This window comes from Actinoplanes couchii, from assembly GCF_016862075.1.
In the GTDB taxonomy this organism is placed as follows: domain Bacteria; phylum Actinomycetota; class Actinomycetes; order Mycobacteriales; family Micromonosporaceae; genus Actinoplanes; species Actinoplanes couchii.
Window position 1 is genome coordinate 144836 of sequence record NZ_BOMG01000026.1, and the last position, 20398, is coordinate 165233.

Consider the following 20398-nt stretch of genomic DNA (forward strand, 5'->3'; position numbering starts at 1 on the left):
CCTTACCCGGGCGTACGAGAAAAGGTCATTCAGCGCACGCCGACCGGGGCAGCTTGCCGACCACGATGGGTGACCAGCCGGACGCCTTCGCCTTTCCCGCGATGACGGCCGCCAGCGCGGTGAGTGACAGCTGGCTGGACGAGTAGGTCGCGATCAGGGTCGGCGTCTGCGCCTGGGCGAGCAGACCGGGCGAGTCCATCATCACCGTGATCGCGGCCGCGTCGTCGAGGTCGACACGTTCGTCGCCGTAGCCGACCAGCCGGACGACCGAGCCGCCGGACGTCTGGACCTGCACACCCTGGGCCTGCAGCGCCTTGATCAGGTTGACCCGGGCGACCTCGCGGCTGCCCGGTGCGGTGACCGTGACCGGCCCGGAGATCAGCGGACCGGTGCACGGGCCGCGCAGGACGGTCACGGCGGCCGCGTTGAGGGCGGTGACGGCCTGTGCGTGCGTCTCGGAGCCGACCACGGAGAGTTCCGGCTGCGGGGTCGCCTCGGTGGTGAACTTCAGCGTCAGGACGCGGGTGACCGCCTCGGTGAGGCGCTCCCGGGTGAGCGAGCCGTCCTTCAGCCCGGCCAGGATCCCGTCGCGGGCGGCGCCGATGTCCGGCGGCATCAGGAGCATGTCGTTCCCGGCGTTCAGGGCCCGGACCGCGGCCTCGCCGGCCGGCCACTTCTTCGCGGGCGCCATGTTCATCGCGTCGGTGACCGCCACGCCGGTGAACTTGAGCTGGCCGCGCAGCACGTCGGTCATGATCTTCTTGGAGAACGTGGCGGGCACGCCCTTGTCGACCGACTGCAGGTTCAGGTGGCCGGACATCACCACGCCGGCGCCGGCGGTCACCCCGGCCCGGAACGGCGGCAGGTCCTGGCTCTCCCAGGTCTTCCGGTTCTGGCCGATCAGCGGCAGCTCGTCGTGGCTGTCGGCGGTGGTGTGGCCGTGCCCCGGGAAGTGTTTGATCGCGGCGGCCACCCCGGCCTCCTGCAGACCGCGGACCGAGGCGGCGACCTGCTCGGCGTTGACCTTCGGGTCGCTGCCGAACGAGCGGGAGCCGATCACCCCGCCGCCGCGCGTGTTCAGCGTGTCGGCGACCGGCGCGAAGTCGACCGTGACACCCATCGCGGCGAGCTCCTCACCGGCGGCACGCCAGGCCGCCTCGGTGAGCTCGGGCTTGCGGGCGGCGCCGAAGGCCATCGCGGCCGGCAGCATGGTGACACCCTCGGTGACCCGGGTGACCACGCCGTACTCCTGGTCCATGCCGATCATCAGCGGGGCCGCGGCGGGCAGTTTCCGGGACGCCTCGTGCAGGCCGGTGGTGAGCTCACGGACCTGCTTCGGGTTCTCCACGTTGGTGGTCGGGTTGGTCTTGCTGGTCGGGTCGTCCACGGTGAACCCGACCAGGATCATGCCGCCCAGCCGGTACTTGGTGATCATCTCGGCCGGGGTGTTCACCCCGGCGAGGCCCTGGTTCGCCTTCGCGTTGTCCGCGTCCACCTCGGTCGCGGAACTGCCGTAGGCGTACGGCATCAGGACCTGCCCGGCCAGGTCCTCGTCGCTGAGCCGGGCCACGATCGCGGCCGCGCGGGCGGCCGGATCGGTGGGGTCCGGAGGCTCGGCCGCGGCGCTGGCCACCGTGGGCGCGGGCGCGGCGGCACTCGGCGTGGTCGGCACCGGCGCCGCCTCGTCGCCACAGGCCCCGAGGAACAGAACCAGGGGTACGGCCAACACGCGCTGGAGATTTCTCACGATCGCCATCGAACCAGTACACGGCAATCGTCGCTACTCGGACCCCGAAGGGTGACCCGTCACCCGACCCGGGTGAGCAGCGTCACCGGGGCGCCGTCGCCGGCGTAACGGAACGGCTCCAGTTCCGCGTCCCAGGCGGTGCCGAGCGCCTTCTCCAGCGCATGCGACAGCGCCTCGGGCGCCCGGGCCGAGGACATGATGGCGCGCAGCCGGTCCTCGCCGATCTGGATGTCCCCCGACGCGCCCATGACCCCGTGGAACAGCCCACGACCGGGAACGTGCATGAACCGCTCCCCGTCGACGCCCGGGCTGGGCTCCTCGGTCACCTCGAACCTGATCATGGGCCATTGCCGGAGGGCAGCAGCCAGCTCGGCGCCAGTACCGGACCGGCCGGTCCAGCTGCACTCCGCTCGGCGCATGCTGGGATCGACCGGTTGCACGGTCCATTGCAGTTTGACCGGCGCGGTCAGGACGCGCGCGATCGCCCACTCGACATGCTGGCACACGGCGAGTGGGGTCGAGTGGACGTATACGACGCCACACGTTGGCACGGTGACCTCCCGGAGACCGAGGTGCGTCTTCCCCTACGACCTCGACCGCGGTTGATCGTGTCCCATGATGCCGGGTGGTACGGACGGTGCGCCAGAGAATCCGCAACATCGACTATGGGAGCAGCCGTAGTGGCATACCCTGCCCAACGCCCTTACCTGCTCCGACGGTATGGTTGACCGGCCGTCGTGTAGAGTTGCCACGGCCTTTTTTATCTACTCTTCTCAGCTTTCTCCAAGGAGTACCGCCGTGGCGAGCAACACTTCAAAGACCGCCCGCGCATCAGTCCGCGCCGGCCAGGGCAGCGGTGGCGCCCTCAGCGTGCTCGGTGAGTACAAGTACCTCATCCCGCTCGCCAACGGCCGCTTCGCGTACGTTCGCAACCTGACCAACGGCAAGACCCAGCACCTCCGGACCGACTCGGACGCTTTTGTCGAGGAGATCCGGGTGCTGGCCGCGGCCGGTCACGGTGCCAAGATCCGCACCGAGCTGACCAGCCTGCACAGCATCAACCCGGAGCACGGGTGGGACAGCACCGAGAAGCGCCTCGTGGACGCGGGCGTCTTCGAGGGCTGATCCTCGTAGCATGAAAAAAGGCGCCGCCCGGTGGGCGGCGCCTTTTTTCGCGTCTTCAGTGCAGGAACTCGACCCAGCCGCTGTCCAGGTCGTAGACGGCGCCGACGACGTCCACCCGGCCGGCCTCGATCTCCTCGGCCAGTCCCGGCACGTTCCGCAGCCGCTCGACGGTGCGGACCACGTTGACCCGGATGGCCTTCTCGGTGGCGTCCTCTTCGTCGAGGCCCGCCGTGCGGACCGCCGGGGCCAGCTCGTCGACCAGGTAACCCACGTAGCCCACGTCGCCGCCGACGGTGGCGCCGGCCCGCAGCGCCTCCACGGTCGCGGTCACCGCCCCGCAGCGCTTGTGGCCCACCACGAGGACCAGGGAGACGCTCAGCTCGGCCACCGCGAAGTTGATCGAGCCGATCAGCGAGCGGTCGAGCACGTGCGCGCCGGAGCGGGCCACCGCGATGGAGCCGAAGGACTGATCGAAGATGGCCTCCAGGGGAACCCGGGAGTCGATACAGCCGAACACCAGGGAGTGCGGCTTCTGTTGGTTCGCGGTGGCGGCCGCCTGCGCCACGTCGTGCCCGTACCGGGGGCTGCCGTAGACGAAACGTTTGTTACCCGCGATGAGCTCACTCAAGGCGGCTGCGGGGGTGCTGATCTGGGCGTCGCGAGTAGCCGTCATGGTGCACATTTTGGCTGTCCGAGGCGTCCGATGAGGTGACTGCGAGCTAACTCACTGTTCCGAAAAGTCCGGTCGAAACATGCTGGAAATATCAACGGGCACGAGTGATGCTTATTACCCGCGGGTACTGCGGGGACCGTGAGCCGCACGGAGGTACCCATGATCACGCTTGCCGACGGCGTGCGCCTGCACGTCTCCGTCTCCGGTCCGGAGAACGCCCCGGTCACCGTGGTGCTGTCGCACGGCTGGTGCCAGGACCGGCGCACCTGGCGGCACCAGGTCGAGGCGCTCGCCGGGATGGGCCGCAAGGCGCCGCGGGTGATCGCCTACGACACCCGGGGACACGGCCGGTCCGGCAGCACCGACATGGCCGGCGCCACCCTGGCCCGGCTGGGCGACGACATGGCCGAGGTGATCCGCCGCTACGCGCCCACCGGCCCGGTCGTGCTGGCCGGCCACTCGATGGGCGGCATGACGATCATGGAGTACGCCCACCGGCACCCGGCGGAGTTCGCCTCCCGGGTCTCCGGGCTGCTGCTGGTGTCGACCACCGCCGAGGGCCATGCCCACACCCGGTACGGCCTGCCCCCGCAGCTGGCGCAGGTGCTGCGGCTCGGCGAGACCCTGGGCGCCGGCCTGCTGGCCCGCTCCGGCGCCTGGCGCCCGCACCGGATGATGCTGCCCGCGCTGCGCCCGGCCCTGCGCTGGCTGCTCTTCGGCGACGAGTGCGGCGAGGAGGCCATGCTGCTGACCATGCGCGCCCTGGGCCGGGCCCCGCTGAACTCGATCGGCGGCTTCCGCGGTTCGATCGGCGGCCAGCTGCGCCTGGACACCCTGGCCGAGTTCGGTGACATGCCGGCCGCGGTGCTGGTCGGCGGGCGGGACCGGCTGACCCCGACGGCGTGCGCCGAGTCGATCGCGCGGGCCCTGCCCTGTGCCGAGCTGACCGTGGTGCCCGGCGCCGGCCACATGCTGCCGCTGGAGCGGCCGGACGAGGTGTCGGCGGCTCTGCTGACCGTGGTGCGGCGGGTGGCCCGGCAGGCGAAGCGGGCGCGGCGACCGATCACGGACGGCACCCGCTGCCGGACGGCCGCGTAGTCGTTTCGTTTTCCGGGGAAATGCACACCTCGCGGTGATTCTCCGACGATCCTGAGAAGTTCGCCCCTCCGGGTGCGTTCGACTCGGGCATACGGGCAGGAGTAAGTTCGATTGCCCCCTTCGCGCGAGCGCCTTCGCGCGACTGGTGGTGCGCCATGAGAGGGAGAGCAACGGACTTGAGCGACACCACCGTCCTTCAGCAGGAGATCGCGGTCGAGCAGCAGCACGTGGACCGGGTGTATGCCCGGCTCGCCGAGCTGCGCAGAAACGCGTCACGCGCCGAGAAGGAGGGCTACCAGCTCGCCGGGGTCGGCACCTTCGGGGCCTTGGTCGAGCGGGACGCGATGGTCTTCCACGCGGCCCGCCGCCGGCACGCCCTGGACACCGAGCACGAGGGCCTCGTCTTCGGCCGCCTCGACCAGCTGGACGGGGCCACCCACTACGTGGGCCGGATGGGCATCCGCGACGACGCCTCCAAGCCCCTGGTCGTGGACTGGCGGGCCCCGGCGGCCGCCGCGTTCTACCGGGCCACCCCGGCCGATCCGCTCGGCGTGATCCGCCGCCGGATGATCCAGTCGAGCCGGGAGAGGGTCACCGGCATCGAGGACGACCTCCTCGACCCGGAGGCGGCCCCGGACGGCATGCGGGTGGTCGGCGACGGCGCCCTGCTGGCCAGCCTGGCCAAGGCCACCGGCAAGGGGATGCGCGACATCGTCTCCACCATCCAGAAGGAGCAGGACGACGCGATCCGCTCCCCGGCCGGTGGGGTGACGATCGTCACCGGCGGCCCGGGCACCGGCAAGACCGCGGTGGCCCTGCACCGCGCGGCCTACCTGCTCTACTCCGACCGCTCCCGGTTCGCCGGCGGCGGCGTCCTGGTGATCGGGCCGTCCGGCGTGTTCGTGGAGTACATCGCGGCCGTCCTGCCGTCACTCGGCGAGGACACCGCCACCCTGCGGTCGCTCGGCTCGCTGGTGCCCGGCTGGGACGCCACCCGGGTCGACTCCGGCCCGGTCGCCTCGATCAAGGGCTCACTGCGGATGCGCCGGGTCCTGGAGCGGGCCTCGCACGACGCGGTGCCGGGTGCGCCCACCGAGCTGAAACTGCTCTATCGGGGCACCCTGCTGCGGCTGAACGCGGCGGACCTGGAGCAGATCCGGCGCCGGGTGCTGCAGCGCGGGGCGCGCCGCAACGAGGTCCGCGGGCACGGCTTCGACCGGGTCTTCGACGCGCTGTGGGCGCAGGCCCGCGAGGCGAAACCCAGCGGGCTGCCGGAGAAGCGGGAGTTCGAGTCGGAACTCGCCGACCGCAACGACTTCCGGGAGTTCCTGAAGGCCTGGTGGCCCCGTTTCACCCCGATGCGGGTGCTGCGCTGGCTGGCCGACCCCAAACGACTGCGGGCGTACGCCAACGGGGTGCTGTCCCGGGACGAGATCGCCACGCTGCAGGGCTCGTTCGACGCCCTGGACACCCGGGGGCCCACGATCGCCGACGTGGCGCTCCTGGACGAGCTGGACGAGCTGATGGGCCGGCCCCGCAAGCCGCAGAAGAAGTCGAAGAACCCGTTCCACGTCCGGGACGGGATCCAGGAGGTCAGCACGTTCGCCGACCGGCAGGCCGCCCAGCGCACCCAGCACCTGCAGCGCGAGGAGGACTACCGGGAGTACGCCCACATCGTCGTCGACGAGTCGCAGGACGTGTCGCCGATGCAGTGGCGGATGGTCGGCCGGCGGGGCTCGTACGCCTCCTGGACGATCGTCGGCGACCCGGCGCAGACCGCCTGGTCCGGTGACCCGGAGGAGCTGGACCGGGCCCGGGACAAGGCGCTGGGCACCCGCGCGCGCAACAGCTACGCGCTGACCACGAACTACCGGAACTCGTCGGAGATCTTCGAGGTGGCGGCCCGGGTGATCCGGACGATCATGCCCGATCTGCCGCTGCCGTCCGCGGTCCGCAGCACCGGTGTGGTCCCGGCCGACGTGGTGGCCGGTACCGGAGCCCTGCCGGCCACGGTCCGGGAGCTGACCGAGAAGCAGCTCGCCGAGGTCGACGGCACGATCGGCGTGATCATGCCGGTGCCGCGGCAGACCGAGGTGGCCGGCTGGGTGGCCGGGCTGCCGGAGCGGGTGCAGGTGGTGACCGCGCTGGAGGCCAAGGGCATGGAGTACGACGCGGTGGTCCTGGTCGAGCCGTCCCAGATCGCGACCGACCCGGCCGGGGTCCGCACCCTCTACGTGGCCCTGTCCCGCGCGACGCAGCGCTTGACCACGGTCGGCACGGTCCCCGGCTGGCTGCCCTGACGTCCTAGGGAATCGGCACGGAGACCGCGTCGTACGCGGTCTCCGGGGTCGGTGTGGTGGTGAACCGGGCGTTCGGCAGGTAGAACCGCTTGCCGTACTCGGCGATGGTGGTCGGCACGTCGAAGCCCGGGTCACCGGTCCGGGAGACCACCCGGCCGGCGCCCAGATCGACCTTGGCGATCACGTTGAGCCGGTTCTGCACCACGTAGAGGTTCTTCCCGCGCAGCCACAGGCCGTCGCCGTTGACCACCGTCTCGCCGCCCAGGTCGATCCGGGACGTGACGCCGGCGAACGACACCCGGAACAGGAACCCGGTGCCGGACTGCACGATGATCAGCCCGCGCCCGTCCGGCGTGGCGCTGATCCCGTTGGCGTTGATCACGCCGGGCTGGAGCTGGAAGTCGCCGGTCAGCGGCACCTCCTGAGCGGCCGCGGGCAGGCTCAGCGGCACCTTGAACAGGGTGGCGCTGCGGGAGTCGGTGAACCAGGCGGCGCCGCGGGTGATCACCACGTCGTTGATGAACGTGTCCGGGCCGGCCGGCCGCAGCTGGTACGACTTCACCACGGCGCCGGTGCGCAGGTCGATCACCCGGGCGTCACCGCCGGCCCCACCGGCCACGAAGAGACGGCCACCGTGGATCTTGAGGCCGAGCGAGGCGGTGCTCGGGCCCTCGGTCAGGATCGACCCCCGGCCGGTGCGCAGGTCGGCGCGGTAGATGTCGCCGTCGGCCCGGGATCCGAAGTAGGCGTACGGCTTGTCGCCGATGGCGATACCCTCCGGCTGGAAGCCGCTCGGCAGGGTGATTGTGCGCGGATATGCGCTGGTCGGCGCCGCGACGGCGGGTGCGGCGGTTACCGTCACCGCGAGAGTGGTGAGGCAGAGGACGTTCGCAAGGGTACGGCGAAGCACGAAACTTCCTTTCCGTTGCAGAACGGGACATCAAGATCCCCAGCGTACGCGCGAGGAGAAGGTGACACATGGGAGCCGGCCACGACCACGGGACGCGTGCCTTCCTCGAAGGCGGTGGCGGACATCACCGGCGGCTCTGGTGGGTGGCCGGGCTGCTGACGGTGTTCATGCTGGTGGAGACGGCCGCCGCGATCGGCACCGGATCGCTCGCGCTGCTCTCCGACGCGGGACACATGTTCACCGACGTGCTGGCGATCGGGATGACCCTGGCCGCGATCACCGCCGCGCGCAAGGCCGGCACCACCTCCGGCCGCACCTACGGGCTCTACCGGCTGGAGGTGCTCGCGGCGCTGGCGAACGCGGCCCTGCTCACCGGGGTCGCCGCTTTCGTACTGGTGCAGGCGGTGCGCCGGTTCACCGATCCACCGCACGTGCCGGCCGGGTGGATGCTGGTGGTCGCGGTCGGCGGCCTGGTGGCGAACCTGGTCGCGTTCGGGCTGCTGCGCTCCGGGGCCCAGGAGAACATCGGGGTGCGCGGGGCGTACCTGGAGGTGCTCGGGGATCTGCTCGGCTCGGCCGGGGTGATCGTGGCCGCGCTGATCATCTGGGGCACCGGCTGGACGTACGCGGACCCGATCGTCGCCGTCCTGGTCGCCCTGATGATCCTGCCGCGGACGTTCGCACTGGGCCGGTCGGCGATCCGCATCCTGGTGCAGGCGGCGCCCGAGCACGTGGACATGGCCGAGGTCCGGGACCGGCTGGCCGCCGTGCCGGGTGTCCGCGATGTGCACGATCTGCACGTCTGGACGCTGACCGAGGGGATGGACGTGGCCTCCGCGCATCTCGGCCTGGATCCGCGGGCCGAGTTGGGCGCGGTGCTGGCGGACGCCCGGGAAGCCCTGCACGACGGCTTCCACATCGATCACGCGACGCTTCAGCTGGAACCGGCCGGCCCGGGACACCAGTGCACGCCTACTAGCTGGTGAGGCTATAAACGTCATCTGTACTTTTTGCGATCCGCCACGCCGGATGCGCAAAAAGATAACAATGCGAACATGAGTGACGGGCGTGTCATGGTCTTCGCGCCGGCCCCACAGCTGACGGTGACCATCGAGCAACACCACGATCAACCGGAGCTGCACGTGCATCCGGGCGGTCAGGGCATCTGGCAGACGCGGATGATCACGGTGCTGGGCGCACAGGTGACGCTCTGCACGGCGGCCGGCGGCGAGGTGGGCCGGGTGCTCAGCCCGCTGCTCGGCGAACTCCCGGGCGTGACCCTGCGCCTGGTGAACCGGGAGCACGGCAGCGGCTGGTACGTGCACGACCGCCGGGGCGGCTCCCGCCAGGAGATCGCCGAACGGCCCGGCAGCCCGCTGTCCCGGCACGAACTCGACGAGCTGTACAACCTGACGCTCGCCGAGGGCCTGCGGGCCGGGATCGCCATCCTGAGCGGCCCGGCACACCCCTCGGTCGTCAAGCCCGAGGTGTACGGCCGGCTGGCCGCCGATCTCCGGGCCAACGGCTGCCGGGTCATCGCCGACCTCTGCAGCAACCACCTCGCCGCGGTGCTGGAGGCCGGCATCTCGGTGCTGAAGATCAGCCACGAGGAACTGATCGCCGACGGGATGGCCGCCGACGGCAGCACTGGGGCCCTGACCGAGGCCCTGGTCCGGCTGCACGAGCGCGGCGCCGAGACGGTGCTGGTCTCCCGGGCCGACATGGGGGCACTGGCGCTGTTCAACGAGGAGATCTACTCGGTGGCGCTGCCCCGGCTGACCCCGGCCGAGCATCGCGGGGCGGGCGACTCGATGACCGCCGGGGTCGCCGCCACCCTGGCCAACGGCGGCCCGATGGACGAGGCGGTCCGCACCGGCGCGGCGGCCGGGGCGCTCAACGTCACCCGGCACGGTCTGGGCACCGGCCACGTGGACGCGGTCCGGGTCCTGACCGAACGGGTCCGGCTGACGCCGTTGGCGCAGACCGTGAACACGCCCCTGATAGAGAAGGCATCATGACCCCCACAGCGGGCAATCAACCCCGAATGCGCATCCTCATCACCAACGACGACGGCATCGAAGCTCCGGGCATCCGCTGGCTGGCCCGGACGGTGGCCCACGCGGGGTACGACGTGGTGGTCGCCGCACCACTGAGCGAGTCGAGCGGCGCCAGCGCCTCGATGACCGCGGTGGTCCAGGACGGGAAGATCGTCTCCGAGCCGCGGGAGCTGGCCGGCTGCCGGGGCGTCCCGGCGTTCGGGGTGGCCGCCTCGCCCGCCTACATCGTGCTGCTGGCCCTGCGGGACGCCTTCGGCCCGGCGCCCGACCTGGTCGTCTCCGGGATCAACCGGGGCGCCAACGCCGGGGCGGCCGTGGTGCACTCCGGCACCGTGGGCGCCTGCCTGACCGCCGCGCACGCCGGGCTGCACGGGCTCGCCGTCTCGCTCGACGTGCTCACCCCGGCCGCGGCCAGCGCCTCCAGCGGGGGCGCCGCCATCGCGGCCCTGGACGCCCTGGACGACGAGCAGCACCACTGGATCAGCGGCGCCGACCTGGCGGTCCGCCTGCTCCCGTCGCTGCTGCACACCCCGCCCGGCACGGTCTTCAACCTGAACGTGCCGGATCTGCACGTGGACGGGATCCGCGGGCTGCGGCAGGCGCACCTGGCCCGTTTCGGCCAGGTGCAGATGAGCATCGCCGAAGCGGGTGACGGATATGTCCGGACCGCGGTGCAGGCCGCCGAGGAGACCCTCGAGGAGGGCAGCGACCTGGCCGCTCTGGCCGAGAACTTCGCGGTGGTCACCCCGATCCGGGCGCCCCACGAGGACGACGAGGTACGGATCAACGTGGGGGCGATCAAGGTGCAGACGTCGGCGCTCTGATCGTCGCCGGACGCCCTAGGCGGTGACGGACTCCTCGAACGGCTGCGGGTTGCCGAACAGGCCGAGCAGGCCGGTCACCCAGAGCTGGCGGTGCGCGAACCGGCTCGGGCGGGTGACGACGAGTTTCACGTCACTGACCCCGGCGAGCTGGAAGGCCGCCACGAGGGCGCTGATGCCGACCGAGTCGATGAAGGTCACGTGTTGCATGTTGAGCTCGATGCGGGTGGGACATCCGGCGGTCAGCTGGGTCTGCACCGCTTCACGGATCTCGTACGCGTTCTCGACATCGATCTCGCCGCGCGGTGAGACCTCCACCGCACCGTCGGCCAGCGTCGACGTCGTTATCGACAGCGTCACGCCTCTATCCCTCCACCCACCCGGCAGGTCCGGGCGCTGTTTCCTCTTGACTACGCGAGCGGCAGACCGCGGCCCCGGGTGGGACGACGGGAACTGCCCCCGGAAGGTTCGGTGAAACTGCCCGAAAGGTTAGGCCCCGAACCTGTTAGCCACCTGAGTGGCCCGTGTGAACCTGGTCAACAGTACTGTGGCGCGTCAAATCGTTTTCGAACCGTGATGACGTCCACAACGGACGTTTGCGACGGCCGGGCCCGGGGAACGGTCCCCGGGACGACCGTATTGCTGGGAGGTGCAGAGGATGTTCGCACGGAAGAACCGCGCTGAGAAGACCGCTGACGAGGCCTGGGAGCACCTCTCGCACGCCTGGTCGGCCGCCGGGGAGAGCGCCGGCCGGGCCGGTGAGCGGGTGAGCTCGGTCACCGACGAGGCCCTGGCCCGGGCCGGAGCGGCCGCCGACGCCCTGGCCGGTCGGCGTCCGGCCCGGCCCTGGGGACTGATCGCGATCGTCGCCCTGGCCGGTCTCGCCGCCGGTTGGGCGGTCGCGAGCGCGGCGCGGGCGGCGCTGGAGCGCCAGGCCGAGGAAGAGGAGGCCGAACTGGCCGAGACAGCGGTGGTGGTCACTCCCACCTACGATGACCACTGACATATTCGGTGGTCAGCTCACGCATCGTCGCCGATCTCCCGCTGGAGGCCGTGGCTCTGTACAGTTGAGCGGCCCGTGGTTCTCCCAACAGATAAGGTCCGCTGGTGCTCAGTGCAGGAAGCCTCCTGGACAACCGCTACCGGTTGGACGACAGAGTCGCCACCGGCGGCATGGGTGACGTCTGGCGCGGCACCGACGTGGTGCTCGGCCGGACCGTAGCGGTCAAGGTGCTGCGGACGGCGATGCTGGAGGACCCGGAGTTCGCCGCCCGGTTCTACGGCGAGGCCCGGATGATGGCCGCCTTCCGGCACCCGGGTGTGGTCGAGGTCTACGACTACGCGAGCGACGGTGACTACGAGGGCCCGGAGAAGGTCGCCTATCTGGTGATGGCCTTCGTCGAGGGCGAGGCGCTGTCGGCCCGGGTCAAGGAGGGCCCGATCGGGGTCGCCGAGACGATGGCGATCGTGGCGCAGGCGGCCGACGCGCTGCACGCCGCCCACGAGAACGGGATCGTCCACCGCGACGTCAAACCGGGCAACCTGATCGTCAAGCCGACCGGCGCGGTCATCCTGGTCGACTTCGGGGTGGCCCGGTCCACCGCGATGACCAGCGTCACCGGCCTCAACGCGATCGTCGGCACCGCTCTCTACATGGCCCCCGAGCAGGTCGCCAAGGGCAACCTGACGCCGGCCACCGACATCTACGCGCTCGGCGCGGTGGCGTACCACTGCATCGCCGGCCGCCCGCCGTTCGACGGCGACAACGCCCTCCAGGTCGCGCTGCGCCACCTGGAGGACGAGCCGGACCCCCTGCCCGAGCACGTGCCCTACGAGGTGCGGGAGCTGATCGCGCGGGCGATGGCGAAACAGCCGGCCGACCGGTTCCAGAGCGCCGAGGAGTTCGCCCAGGCGGCGTTCGCGGTGGCCGGGCCGATCGACTGGAAACGGCTGACCGGCACGTCGCTGGTCGCCCCGGTGAGCCCGGCCCAGCAGCCGGGCGGCACCACCCAGTTCCAGGGCCCGGGGGCGTACCACAATCCCGGCAACTACGGCAGCGGGCAGTACCCGGCGGCCGGCTACCCGAGCGGGCAGTACCCGGCGGGCAACTATCCGAGCGGGCAGTTCCCGACCGGCGCGACCCGCCCGATGAGTCCGGCGGCGCCCCGGCCGATGCCGATGCCCACGCCGATGCAGCGCAGCGTCTCCGCCCCGCCGGCCGCCCGGCAGACCGGGGCGCAGCGGGTGCTGATGTTCGCGATCATCGGGTTGTTCCTGGTCGCCGGTGGCCTCGGGGTGGCGTTCGCGTTCTCCTCGGACAACGAGACGGACAGCAAGTCGACCAAGCCGGGCGCGGTGGTCCCCTCGGAGCAGGCCGATCCGACGATCGACGAGCAGCCGTCGGTGGACGTCTCACCGACCGAGACCGAGGAGTCGGCCGAGCCGGAGCCGAGCCGGACCAGGGCCAGCAAGTCCCCCAAGCCGAGCCCTTCGCCGAGCAAGACGTCACCCTCGCCGGAGCCGTCGTCGCCCTCGCCGAGCCCACCGACCTCCTCGGCGCCGGCGAGCCCGTCGCCGGACCCGGAGGAGAGCCCGTCGCCGGATCCGCCGGTCGTCCCGCCGATCGTGGGCAACGGGGCGGCCTGATCCTCAACTCGGCCGGGGCACGGCCGATGGTCCCGGGTACGGCGTACAGCGCCGTACCGCGTACGGGAAGAGGGTCGCCACATGACAGTCCAGACTCCGCCGGAGCCGGGGCACTATCCGACCGCCCCGCCCTGGGCGACCCCGCCCGCTCCCGAGCAGCCGCCGGTGGCGTCGCCGCACGACGCCCCGGCCTACTCCCCCGTCTACCGGCACGGCCAGCTGCTGGTCCGGTTCCCGGGTGAGGTGCACGCGGCCGGGCGCCCGGATGCGCCGTCGTGGCGGCCGGTGGTGACCTGGACGTTCTTCCTCAGTGCGCTGGGGGTGATCTCGGCGCTGCGGCGGTCCGCGACCGCCAAACGGTACGGCCGTCAGCGCCGCCCGTACTGGATCGCCTTCGTCACCACCCTGCTGGCCGGCGCCGCGTTCTGGTCGGCGCTGACCGTCAACGTCGCGATCCCGTACTACCAGTACCGCGAAGAGCACAAGATCACGACGTTGCTGCAGGACAGCCTGATCGGCGACCGTACGGTCATCAAGAAGTTCGGCGCGGTGACGAGTGTCGCCTGCCGGCCGGACGGCGAGCGGGACGCCGACGGCGTGCGCACCTATCTGTGCACGTTCCAGCTCGCCACCGGCAAGAGCAGCGGCATGTACGTCGAGGCCGACACCAACGCGAAGTGGCTGGCCAAGGACTGACTCAGAAGGTGACCGGCACACCCTCGCGGACGAGCTGCCAGTTGCGGGCGTAAAAGTCGGCCGGGTCGATGGCGCCCTTGGCCTGCGCCCAGTCGATCAGCAGCTGCCGGATCTCCTGCTGCTCGTTGTAGACCTGGGTCTTCACGATGCCGGGGAAGCTGCCGCCGCCGGAGCGCCGGTAGTTGTTGACGGCGACCACGAACTCGGCGCCGGCGGCCACGTCCACGCCACCGATCTGCAGGCGGGTGATCCGGCTGCCGATCGGCTTGCTGATGTCGATGTCGTAGTCGACGCCGGAGAACACGTCGTAGTTGTAGTCCGGGATCGACGCGTCGGCGATCGTCTCCGGATCGACCGGGGCACCTGCGGCGTGGGTGCGGAAGTACTTCGCCGAGTACTCCAGGTACGCCTTCACCTCGGCGCCGGTCAGCACGACCGCTTCCAGGGTGTTGTCGTAGATGTAGAGCCCGGCCACGTCCTTGATCTTCACGTCGCCCTGCGGGAAGACCGCGGTCCGGCTGAACGGCGCCGCGATCGACAGCACCGGCAGGTTTTCAAAAGAAGTGCCCACCAGCGCCGCCGTGACGGTGTCGGTCTGCACCTTGTTGATGTAGTCGAGGATCGGGGTGTCCTCGTACCGGCTGGTGGCCGCGGACAGCTCCTCGGTGGAGGCGGCGACGACCTGGTTGACGTACGTCACGGTCTTCTCGTGCTGTTTGCGGACCGCCGCCAGGACCTTGGGGTCGGCCTCGACCGTGTTGGTGTTCAGCGACGCCGCGGCCTTGCCGGTGATCTTCCACTGGCCCTTGACCCGGGTCAGGGTGAAGTCCATCTTCGTCAGGCGCTGGCCCCACTTCGACGGCTCGGAGAGCAGCACCCGCTCGCCGGTCTTCAGGTTGGTGACGAACCGCTCCGGCACCTCGCGGTGGGCGTGCCCGAAGAGGATCGCGTCGATGCCGGGGACCTGCTCGGCGATCAGCGCGGTCGGGTTCTCGTTGGGCAGCTCGTCGCCGTAGCTGGAGGTGCCGCTGTCGCCGCCGTGCGCGGAGATCAGCACCACGTCGGCGCCGCGGGCCCGCATGATCGGCACCCACTTGGCCGCGCTGGCGATCATGTCGGTGAACGCGATCTTCCCCTCGACGTTGGCCTTGTCCCAGATGGCCGAGCCGGGGTTGGTCAGTCCGAGGATGCCCACCCGCAGGGTCGGCGCGTGGCGCCCCAGGGACACCTTCTTGATGACGTACGGGGTGAACGCCGGCTTACCCGTCTTCACGCTGACGGCGTTCGCCGCCAGTGCCGGGAACCCGAGCTGCCGGATCCACAGGTTCAGCAGCGGCAGTCCGTAGTTGAACTCGTGGTTGCCCAGCGTGATGGCGTCGTAGTGCAGCACGTTCATGGCACGGGCCATCGGGTGCTTCTCGCCGGTGCTGGTGATCGGCTCCTGCTTGGCGTAGTACGTGGCCAGCGGGGTGCCCTGGATCGTGTCACCGGCGTCCAGCACCAGGACCGGGCCGGTCGCCTCGGCGCGCAGCTTGGTCACCAGCGCGGCCAGCTTGGCCACGCCGACGTCGTTGTGGGCGCTGTCGTCGTACTCGGCGTCCTGGTAGTAGTCCCAGTTGTAGACGTTGCCGTGGGTGTCCGACGTGCCCAGAACGGTCAGCCGGTAGGTGGTGTCCGGCTTCGAAGAAGGCTTCGGGGCACCGGCCTGCGCCGCCTCTGAGATCACCAGGGGCGCGGCGACGCCGGCCGCGGTGGCGGCCAGGACGGTACGGCGCGATACGGGGGTCATGACGGGCCTTTCGCCGTGAAACAGGGGGGATGCATCGAAACCAGCACCCTAACCACCGGGAACGGGATCGGTCGATCAACGACAGGTTGCGTGAAGATCAAATTTGCTCGGGCGCCTCGATACCCAGCAGAAACATTCCGGTGTGGAGGGTCCGGGCGGTCAGGTCGGCCAGGCCCAGCCGGCTGTCCCGGACCTGGTCGCCGGCTTTCAGCACCGGGCACTTCTCGTAGAACGTGGAGAACGTCGCGGCCAGACCGTGCAGGTAGCCGGCGAGCCGGTGCGGTTCGGCGAGCGCGGCGGCGGCCCGGACGGCCGGCTCGAACCCGAGCAGGGCCAGCGCCAGATCCCGTTCGGCGGGTTCACCGACGGTCACCACGCCCGGTCCCCGGTCGGTCTTCCAGAAGATCGAGCAGATCCGCGCGTACGCCATCTGCAGGTAAGGTCCGGTGTTGCCGGTGATGGCGAGCATCCGGTCCCAGTCGAAGGTGTAATCGCCCCGCCGGTCGCCGGAGAGGTCGGCGTACTTGATCGCGCTGATCGCGATCTCCGGTGCGGTCGCCCGGGACTCCGCCTCGTCCAGCAGGTCGGCCAGCTTGACGGTGTCGCCGGCCCGGGTCTTCAGCATCTTCCCGTCGGCGCCCAGGATCGACCCGAAACCGATGTGCTCGGCGTGCGCCGAGTCCGGCAGCCAGCCCGCCTGCCGGGCCACCGCGAGCACCATCTGGAAGTGGACCCGCTGCGGGGTGCCGACCACGTAGAGCATCCGGTCCGCGGCCAGCTTCCCGACCCGGTGCCGGACCGCGGCCAGGTCGGTCGCGGCGTACCCGAAACCGCCGTCCGCCTTCCGCACGATCAGCGGCAGCGGGGCGCCGTCCCGCCCGGTGAAACCCGGTGGGAACGCGCAGAGGGCGCCGTCGCTCTCCACCAGCAGGCCCTGTGCGGTCAGGCCGGCGACCACCCCGGCGAGGTCGTCCTGGTACCGGCTCTCCCCCGCGAAGTCGTCCGGGCCCAGGGTGACGCCGAGCCGCTGGTAGACGTCGAGGAAGTACCGCTCGGACTGGGTGACCAGTTTCCGCCACAGCTCCCGGGAGAGCGGGTCGCCGGACTGCAGCGCCACCACCCGGAGCCGGGACCGGGTCCGGAAGTCGTCGTCGCCGTCGAACTTGGACCGCGCCGCCTGATAGAAAGCGGTCAGGTCGCCGATCGAGTGGCCGTCGTCGCTCGTCGCGGTGTCCAGCAGGTGCTCGATCAGCATGCCGAAGGGGGTGCCCCAGTCGCCGAGGTGATTGACCCGGACGACCTCGTGACCCAGCCAGTCGTACGTCCGGGCCAGGGCGTCCCCGATGATCGTCGACCGCAGATGGCCGACGTGCATCTCCTTGGCCACGTTCGGCCCGGAGTAGTCGATCACGATCCGCTCCGGCTTCCGCTCCACGGCGACACCGAGCCGGGAGTCGGCGGCGGCCGCCCGCAGCGACCGGTCGATCAGCTCATCGGTGAGTGTCAGGTTCAGGAAACCCGGGCCGGAGACGGTCACGTCGGCGATCCCGGCCAGGTCCGCGGCCGCGGCCACCTCGGCGGCGATCTCCCGGGGCGGCCGGCCCAGCTCCCGGGCCAGGGCGAGGGCCGCGCCGGACTGGAAGTCGGCGTGTGGGGAGGCCCGGACCGCCGGATCGACCGGATGCCCGGCGACCGCTTCCAGGGCGGGTGCGAGCTTGTCGTGCAGCAGTTCTTCGAGATTCATCGGTATGACCCCATCGGTACGAGACGATGGCGGGCCGAACCGGGGACGGCTTCAGACCAGCTCCGGCGGGATCGACCCGCCGGGTGGGAAGCATGACTTCAGCGGCGGTCCGAGGAACGCCGGCGTCGCATGCTGAAGTCGAACATGCGGCGATGATAGCCCGCCTGGAAGGATCGAATCCATGACGGGGTGGAACGAGGACGACAAGGGTGTGCTGCGGCTGCCGTCCGGGCGGCTGGTCCGGGGCCGGGGCCTGCGCGCCCCGATGCCGACCGGGCACGCGCCCCGCTTCGGCGTCTACCTGCTCGGCAAACCCCCACCCGAGTTCGGCTGGACCACCCGCTGGATCCGCTGGCCCGACTTCTGGTTACCGAGCGACCGGGCGTACACAAAATCGGTCTTGCAAGAAGCCCTGACCCACGCCGACGCCGAGCGAGTCGAACTGGCCTGCTGGGGCGGCGTAGGCCGGACCGGCACAGCCCTGGCCTGCCTGGCCGTCCTGGACGGCGTCCCACCCACCGAGGCGGTCACGTTCATCCGCCGCAACTACAACGAACACGCCGTCGAGACCCCCTGGCAGAAACGCTTCGTCGAGCGCTTTCACTAGCTCGATGGACTTGTACGGGAAAGTTGTACGAGTCAGAATGGGAACATGGTCGCGGTCAGCATCAGTCAGGCTCGGGATAACCTGTTTCCCCTGGTCCGCCAGGTCAACGAAGATCACACCGTCGTCGAGATAGTGGCCCGCAACGGCGGCAACGCGGTGCTCATGTCAGCCGAGGACTACGAGTCGCTCCAGGAGACCCTGCACCTCTTCTCCACCCGCGCCAATGCCACCCACATCCTGCGCGGTCTTGCCGAGGCCCGCACCGGATCGGCGGAGATGATCGATCCCGACGAGCTGGCCGCACGGTTCCGGGCCGAGACCGGCGAATGAAGCTTTCCGTCGCCTCCAGCGCCATGGAGGACCTGGAGTTCTGGGCGACCAGCAATCCCAAGGTGCCGGCTCGCACGATCCGGCTGATCGCGGAGATCACCCGAAACCCACGCAGCGGGACCGGCAAACCGGAACGCCTCAAACACGTCTCAGGAGAGGTCTGGTCCCGCCGGATCACCGAGAAGGACCGGCTCGTCTACGACATCCGCGGTGACGTCATCACGGTGGTGGCGTGCCGGTTCCACTATGACGATCACTGACCTCGGTGAGGTTCTGCAGGTAGTCGGCTAGGCGCTGGGACTCCTTGTGGGTCTGCCAGGCCAGCCAGAGGGTCAGGCCGCCCAGGCCGGTTCCGGTGGCGCCGGCCAGCTGGTCGGCCAGGTTGGGGCCCAGCACACTTATCGCGAACAGGGGGACCGCGATGCTGCCGAGCAGGGCCAGGATGCCGGTTCGCAGGCGTTTGCCGCCGAGTTGGCGGTTCAGGGCCTCGGGGGTCGGCTCCGGGACCGGCGGCTCGGTGCCCCGGCCGGCGTAGATCCGTTTCAGGACCTGGTCGACGATGAACTGGATGACCAGGATCGCCACCGTCACGTAGATCGAGATGTGCCAGCCCTGCAGGCCCGGCCAGCTCATTTCTTCAGCACCTCCTGGATGTCCTGGGCGAACCGCTGGGTCAGCGCCTCGCCGCGGTGCAGGTAGGCGTAGGTGTGCTCCTTGAACCGCTGCGCGAACTCCGGATAGCGGGGGTGCATCGGGCGCGGCCGGGAGTCGTTTATCGCGTTGCGGACCATGTCCAGGTGCGGCTGTGACACCTTCAGCTCCTCGTCGATGTAGGCGTCCAGCCCGGGCGGTGCGAACCCGTACGTGGCCAGGAGTTTCTGCGCGGCGGTGTCGGTGAGGAACCGGATGACCTTCTCGGCGGCCTCTCGATATCGGGTGTCCTTGCTGATGGCGAGGCTCTGCCCGCCGAGGATCCCGACCGGCAGCCGGCTCAGCCGGATCTCCGCGGTGGTCGGCCGGGCCCGCTCCTCCCGGTCGACGCTCGGGAACCAGACCGGCCAGTTGCGCATGTACCGCAGGTTCTCCTGCCGGAACTGGCGGATGGTGTCCTCTTCGCTGGGGTTGGCCTTGATCCGGCCGGACCGCATCGCGTCGGCCAGCGGCGCGAGGGCGCTCTGCCACTGGCTGAGGCTGGTGGAGAGGACACCCTCCTGGTCGAGGATCAGCGGATCCTGGGCCAGAGCGTGTTCGAGCACGTTGATGACGAACGCCTCGTCGGTCTGCGGGCCGACGGTGGCCAGCTGCCCGATGAAGCCGTCCAGTTTCAGGACGTCCTTCAGCTCCGGCTCCGGGTCGGCGACCCGTTTGTCGATGATCCGCCGGAAGAGCATGCCGACGTCGCTGTTGAACGGGACCGCCCACAGTCGCCCGGAGCCGTCGTCGACCTGGCAGACCCGCTGGACCGGCGCCAGCAGCGAGAGGTCGCCGCGCGGGGTGATCGGCTCGATCCGTTCCTCGACCACGAACCGGGGGATGTGGATGAGGTCGAGGTTGTAGATGTCCGCGTCGGTGGCGACGAACTTCTCGACCTGGTCGTACGTGGTGCTGGGAACGATCTTCGCGTCGATGAAGATGTCCGGGTTGAGCTGGTTCCAGAGGGTGATCAGGAGGTTCCGCCCGCCGCCTGTCGGTTCACCGCCGGTGACGAGGGTGAGCCGGACCGGTTCGTGCCGGGTGAGCAGGTATCCGGCTGCCGATGAGAGCAGGCCGGTACTGAGCGTCCCGACCATGAACGACCGTCGCGAATAGACCTCCGCCATGTGATTTACGTTACTCGATGTGCGCCCGCCGGGTG

Annotated in this window: 21 protein-coding genes; 12 read left to right on the forward strand and 9 right to left on the reverse strand. The window is 70.4% G+C overall.

The annotated features are described in order from the left end of the window. Positions 1-25: 25 nt before the first annotated feature. Positions 26-1756, reverse strand: a complete 1731-nt coding sequence (locus Aco03nite_RS07465) for a glycoside hydrolase family 3 protein (RefSeq protein WP_203794024.1) — start codon at positions 1754-1756, stop codon at positions 26-28. Between the two features lie 50 nt (positions 1757-1806). Then, complete coding sequence (locus tag Aco03nite_RS07470; protein ID WP_203794025.1) at positions 1807-2298, reverse strand: DUF3145 domain-containing protein; 492 nt, start codon at positions 2296-2298, stop codon at positions 1807-1809. Between the two features lie 247 nt (positions 2299-2545). Between Aco03nite_RS07470 and Aco03nite_RS07475 the strand changes: the two genes are divergently transcribed. Then, a complete protein-coding gene (locus Aco03nite_RS07475; protein WP_203794026.1) occupies positions 2546-2872 on the forward strand; it encodes a hypothetical protein in 327 nt (108 codons plus the stop codon). Positions 2873-2927: 55 nt separating this feature from the next. On the opposite strand, the gene Aco03nite_RS07480 is transcribed toward Aco03nite_RS07475, so the two are convergent. Next, positions 2928-3545 (reverse strand): carbonic anhydrase, encoded by a 618-nt coding sequence (locus tag Aco03nite_RS07480; RefSeq protein WP_203794027.1) that lies wholly within the window; start codon positions 3543-3545, stop codon positions 2928-2930. A gap of 159 nt (positions 3546-3704) precedes the next feature. Here Aco03nite_RS07480 and Aco03nite_RS07485 point away from each other — a divergent pair, with 159 nt between their 5' ends. Next, positions 3705-4643 (forward strand): alpha/beta fold hydrolase, encoded by a 939-nt coding sequence (locus Aco03nite_RS07485; RefSeq protein WP_203794028.1) that lies wholly within the window; start codon positions 3705-3707, stop codon positions 4641-4643. Positions 4644-4819: 176 nt separating this feature from the next. Next, positions 4820-6943 (forward strand): HelD family protein, encoded by a 2124-nt coding sequence (locus tag Aco03nite_RS07490; RefSeq protein ID WP_203794029.1) that lies wholly within the window; start codon positions 4820-4822, stop codon positions 6941-6943. Positions 6944-6947: 4 nt separating this feature from the next. On the opposite strand, the gene Aco03nite_RS07495 is transcribed toward Aco03nite_RS07490, so the two are convergent. After that, a complete protein-coding gene (locus Aco03nite_RS07495) occupies positions 6948-7853 on the reverse strand; it encodes an SMP-30/gluconolactonase/LRE family protein (RefSeq protein ID WP_203794030.1) in 906 nt (301 codons plus the stop codon). 68 nt (positions 7854-7921) lie between these two features. Here Aco03nite_RS07495 and Aco03nite_RS07500 point away from each other — a divergent pair, with 68 nt between their 5' ends. The 3 genes from Aco03nite_RS07500 (at position 7922) to surE (ending at position 10734) form a co-directional block, all read left to right on the forward strand. After that, complete coding sequence (locus tag Aco03nite_RS07500) at positions 7922-8839, forward strand: cation diffusion facilitator family transporter (protein WP_203794031.1); 918 nt, start codon at positions 7922-7924, stop codon at positions 8837-8839. Positions 8840-8908: 69 nt separating this feature from the next. Beyond that, positions 8909-9871: a PfkB family carbohydrate kinase gene (locus tag Aco03nite_RS07505; RefSeq protein ID WP_239144975.1), complete on the forward strand. Its 963-nt coding sequence runs from the start codon at positions 8909-8911 to the stop codon at positions 9869-9871. A 26-nt stretch (positions 9872-9897) separates the two neighbouring features. Further along, the gene (gene surE / locus Aco03nite_RS07510; RefSeq protein WP_203794032.1) at positions 9898-10734 is read left to right on the forward strand and encodes a 5'/3'-nucleotidase SurE; all 837 of its coding nucleotides are present in this window, start codon (positions 9898-9900) and stop codon (positions 10732-10734) included. A 15-nt stretch (positions 10735-10749) separates the two neighbouring features. Here the strand turns inward: surE and Aco03nite_RS07515 are convergent, their stop codons facing one another. After that, a complete protein-coding gene (locus tag Aco03nite_RS07515; protein ID WP_203794033.1) occupies positions 10750-11091 on the reverse strand; it encodes an STAS domain-containing protein in 342 nt (113 codons plus the stop codon). A 298-nt stretch (positions 11092-11389) separates the two neighbouring features. Between Aco03nite_RS07515 and Aco03nite_RS07520 the strand changes: the two genes are divergently transcribed. The 3 genes from Aco03nite_RS07520 (at position 11390) to Aco03nite_RS07530 (ending at position 14073) form a co-directional block, all read left to right on the forward strand. After that, positions 11390-11734, forward strand: coding sequence for a hypothetical protein (locus tag Aco03nite_RS07520; RefSeq protein ID WP_203794034.1), 345 nt, complete (start codon positions 11390-11392; stop codon positions 11732-11734). A 104-nt stretch (positions 11735-11838) separates the two neighbouring features. Then, on the forward strand, positions 11839-13377 hold the full coding sequence (locus tag Aco03nite_RS07525) for a serine/threonine-protein kinase (protein WP_203794035.1): 1539 nt from the start codon (positions 11839-11841) through the stop codon (positions 13375-13377). Positions 13378-13458: 81 nt separating this feature from the next. Next, positions 13459-14073: a hypothetical protein gene (locus Aco03nite_RS07530; protein ID WP_203794036.1), complete on the forward strand. Its 615-nt coding sequence runs from the start codon at positions 13459-13461 to the stop codon at positions 14071-14073. A gap of 1 nt (position 14074) precedes the next feature. Here Aco03nite_RS07530 and Aco03nite_RS07535 read toward each other — a convergent pair whose 3' ends face one another. Together Aco03nite_RS07535 and argS are read right to left on the reverse strand one after the other, a co-directional pair. Beyond that, positions 14075-15862 (reverse strand): bifunctional metallophosphatase/5'-nucleotidase, encoded by a 1788-nt coding sequence (locus Aco03nite_RS07535; RefSeq protein WP_203794037.1) that lies wholly within the window; start codon positions 15860-15862, stop codon positions 14075-14077. A 97-nt stretch (positions 15863-15959) separates the two neighbouring features. Next, a complete protein-coding gene (gene argS, locus Aco03nite_RS07540; RefSeq protein ID WP_203794038.1) occupies positions 15960-17606 on the reverse strand; it encodes an arginine--tRNA ligase in 1647 nt (548 codons plus the stop codon). Positions 17607-17787: 181 nt separating this feature from the next. On the opposite strand from argS, the gene Aco03nite_RS07545 reads away from it, so the two are divergent. From Aco03nite_RS07545 to Aco03nite_RS07555, 3 genes are read left to right on the forward strand one after another with little or no spacing between them, the layout of a single operon-like run. Further along, positions 17788-18213, forward strand: coding sequence for a protein-tyrosine phosphatase family protein (locus Aco03nite_RS07545; protein WP_203794039.1), 426 nt, complete (start codon positions 17788-17790; stop codon positions 18211-18213). A 45-nt stretch (positions 18214-18258) separates the two neighbouring features. Next, positions 18259-18543 (forward strand): type II toxin-antitoxin system Phd/YefM family antitoxin, encoded by a 285-nt coding sequence (locus Aco03nite_RS07550; RefSeq protein ID WP_203794040.1) that lies wholly within the window; start codon positions 18259-18261, stop codon positions 18541-18543. Further along, positions 18540-18803: a Txe/YoeB family addiction module toxin gene (locus Aco03nite_RS07555; protein ID WP_203794041.1), complete on the forward strand. Its 264-nt coding sequence runs from the start codon at positions 18540-18542 to the stop codon at positions 18801-18803. The genes Aco03nite_RS07550 and Aco03nite_RS07555 overlap by 4 nt, the downstream gene beginning before the upstream one ends. On the opposite strand, the gene Aco03nite_RS07560 is transcribed toward Aco03nite_RS07555, so the two are convergent. Further along, positions 18763-19176: a hypothetical protein gene (locus Aco03nite_RS07560; RefSeq protein WP_203794042.1), complete on the reverse strand. Its 414-nt coding sequence runs from the start codon at positions 19174-19176 to the stop codon at positions 18763-18765. The genes Aco03nite_RS07555 and Aco03nite_RS07560 overlap by 41 nt on opposite strands. After that, on the reverse strand, positions 19173-20363 hold the full coding sequence (locus Aco03nite_RS07565; RefSeq protein ID WP_203794043.1) for an extracellular solute-binding protein: 1191 nt from the start codon (positions 20361-20363) through the stop codon (positions 19173-19175). The genes Aco03nite_RS07560 and Aco03nite_RS07565 overlap by 4 nt, the downstream gene beginning before the upstream one ends. Positions 20364-20398: the final 35 nt, after the last annotated feature.

Excerpts from the sequence above, each read along its gene's own strand:
- Aco03nite_RS07555 (WP_203794041.1), top strand. The coding sequence starts at position 18,540 with ATGAAGCTTTCCGTCGCCTCCAGCGCCATGGAGGACCTGGAGTTCTGG.
- Aco03nite_RS07545 (WP_203794039.1), top strand. The coding sequence starts at position 17,788 with ATGACGGGGTGGAACGAGGACGACAAGGGTGTGCTGCGGCTGCCGTCC.
- Aco03nite_RS07530 (WP_203794036.1), top strand. The coding sequence starts at position 13,459 with ATGACAGTCCAGACTCCGCCGGAGCCGGGGCACTATCCGACCGCCCCG.
- Aco03nite_RS07480 (WP_203794027.1), bottom strand. The coding sequence starts at position 3,545 with ATGACGGCTACTCGCGACGCCCAGATCAGCACCCCCGCAGCCGCCTTG.
- Aco03nite_RS07485 (WP_203794028.1), top strand. The coding sequence starts at position 3,705 with ATGATCACGCTTGCCGACGGCGTGCGCCTGCACGTCTCCGTCTCCGGT.
- Aco03nite_RS07520 (WP_203794034.1), top strand. The coding sequence starts at position 11,390 with ATGTTCGCACGGAAGAACCGCGCTGAGAAGACCGCTGACGAGGCCTGG.
- Aco03nite_RS07465 (WP_203794024.1), bottom strand. The coding sequence starts at position 1,756 with ATGGCGATCGTGAGAAATCTCCAGCGCGTGTTGGCCGTACCCCTGGTT.
- argS (WP_203794038.1), bottom strand. The coding sequence starts at position 17,606 with ATGAATCTCGAAGAACTGCTGCACGACAAGCTCGCACCCGCCCTGGAA.
- Aco03nite_RS07535 (WP_203794037.1), bottom strand. The coding sequence starts at position 15,862 with ATGACCCCCGTATCGCGCCGTACCGTCCTGGCCGCCACCGCGGCCGGC.
- Aco03nite_RS07505 (WP_239144975.1), top strand. The coding sequence starts at position 8,909 with ATGAGTGACGGGCGTGTCATGGTCTTCGCGCCGGCCCCACAGCTGACG.
- Aco03nite_RS07500 (WP_203794031.1), top strand. The coding sequence starts at position 7,922 with ATGGGAGCCGGCCACGACCACGGGACGCGTGCCTTCCTCGAAGGCGGT.
- Aco03nite_RS07550 (WP_203794040.1), top strand. The coding sequence starts at position 18,259 with ATGGTCGCGGTCAGCATCAGTCAGGCTCGGGATAACCTGTTTCCCCTG.
- surE (WP_203794032.1), top strand. The coding sequence starts at position 9,898 with ATGCGCATCCTCATCACCAACGACGACGGCATCGAAGCTCCGGGCATC.
- Aco03nite_RS07560 (WP_203794042.1), bottom strand. The coding sequence starts at position 19,176 with ATGAGCTGGCCGGGCCTGCAGGGCTGGCACATCTCGATCTACGTGACG.
- Aco03nite_RS07565 (WP_203794043.1), bottom strand. The coding sequence starts at position 20,363 with ATGGCGGAGGTCTATTCGCGACGGTCGTTCATGGTCGGGACGCTCAGT.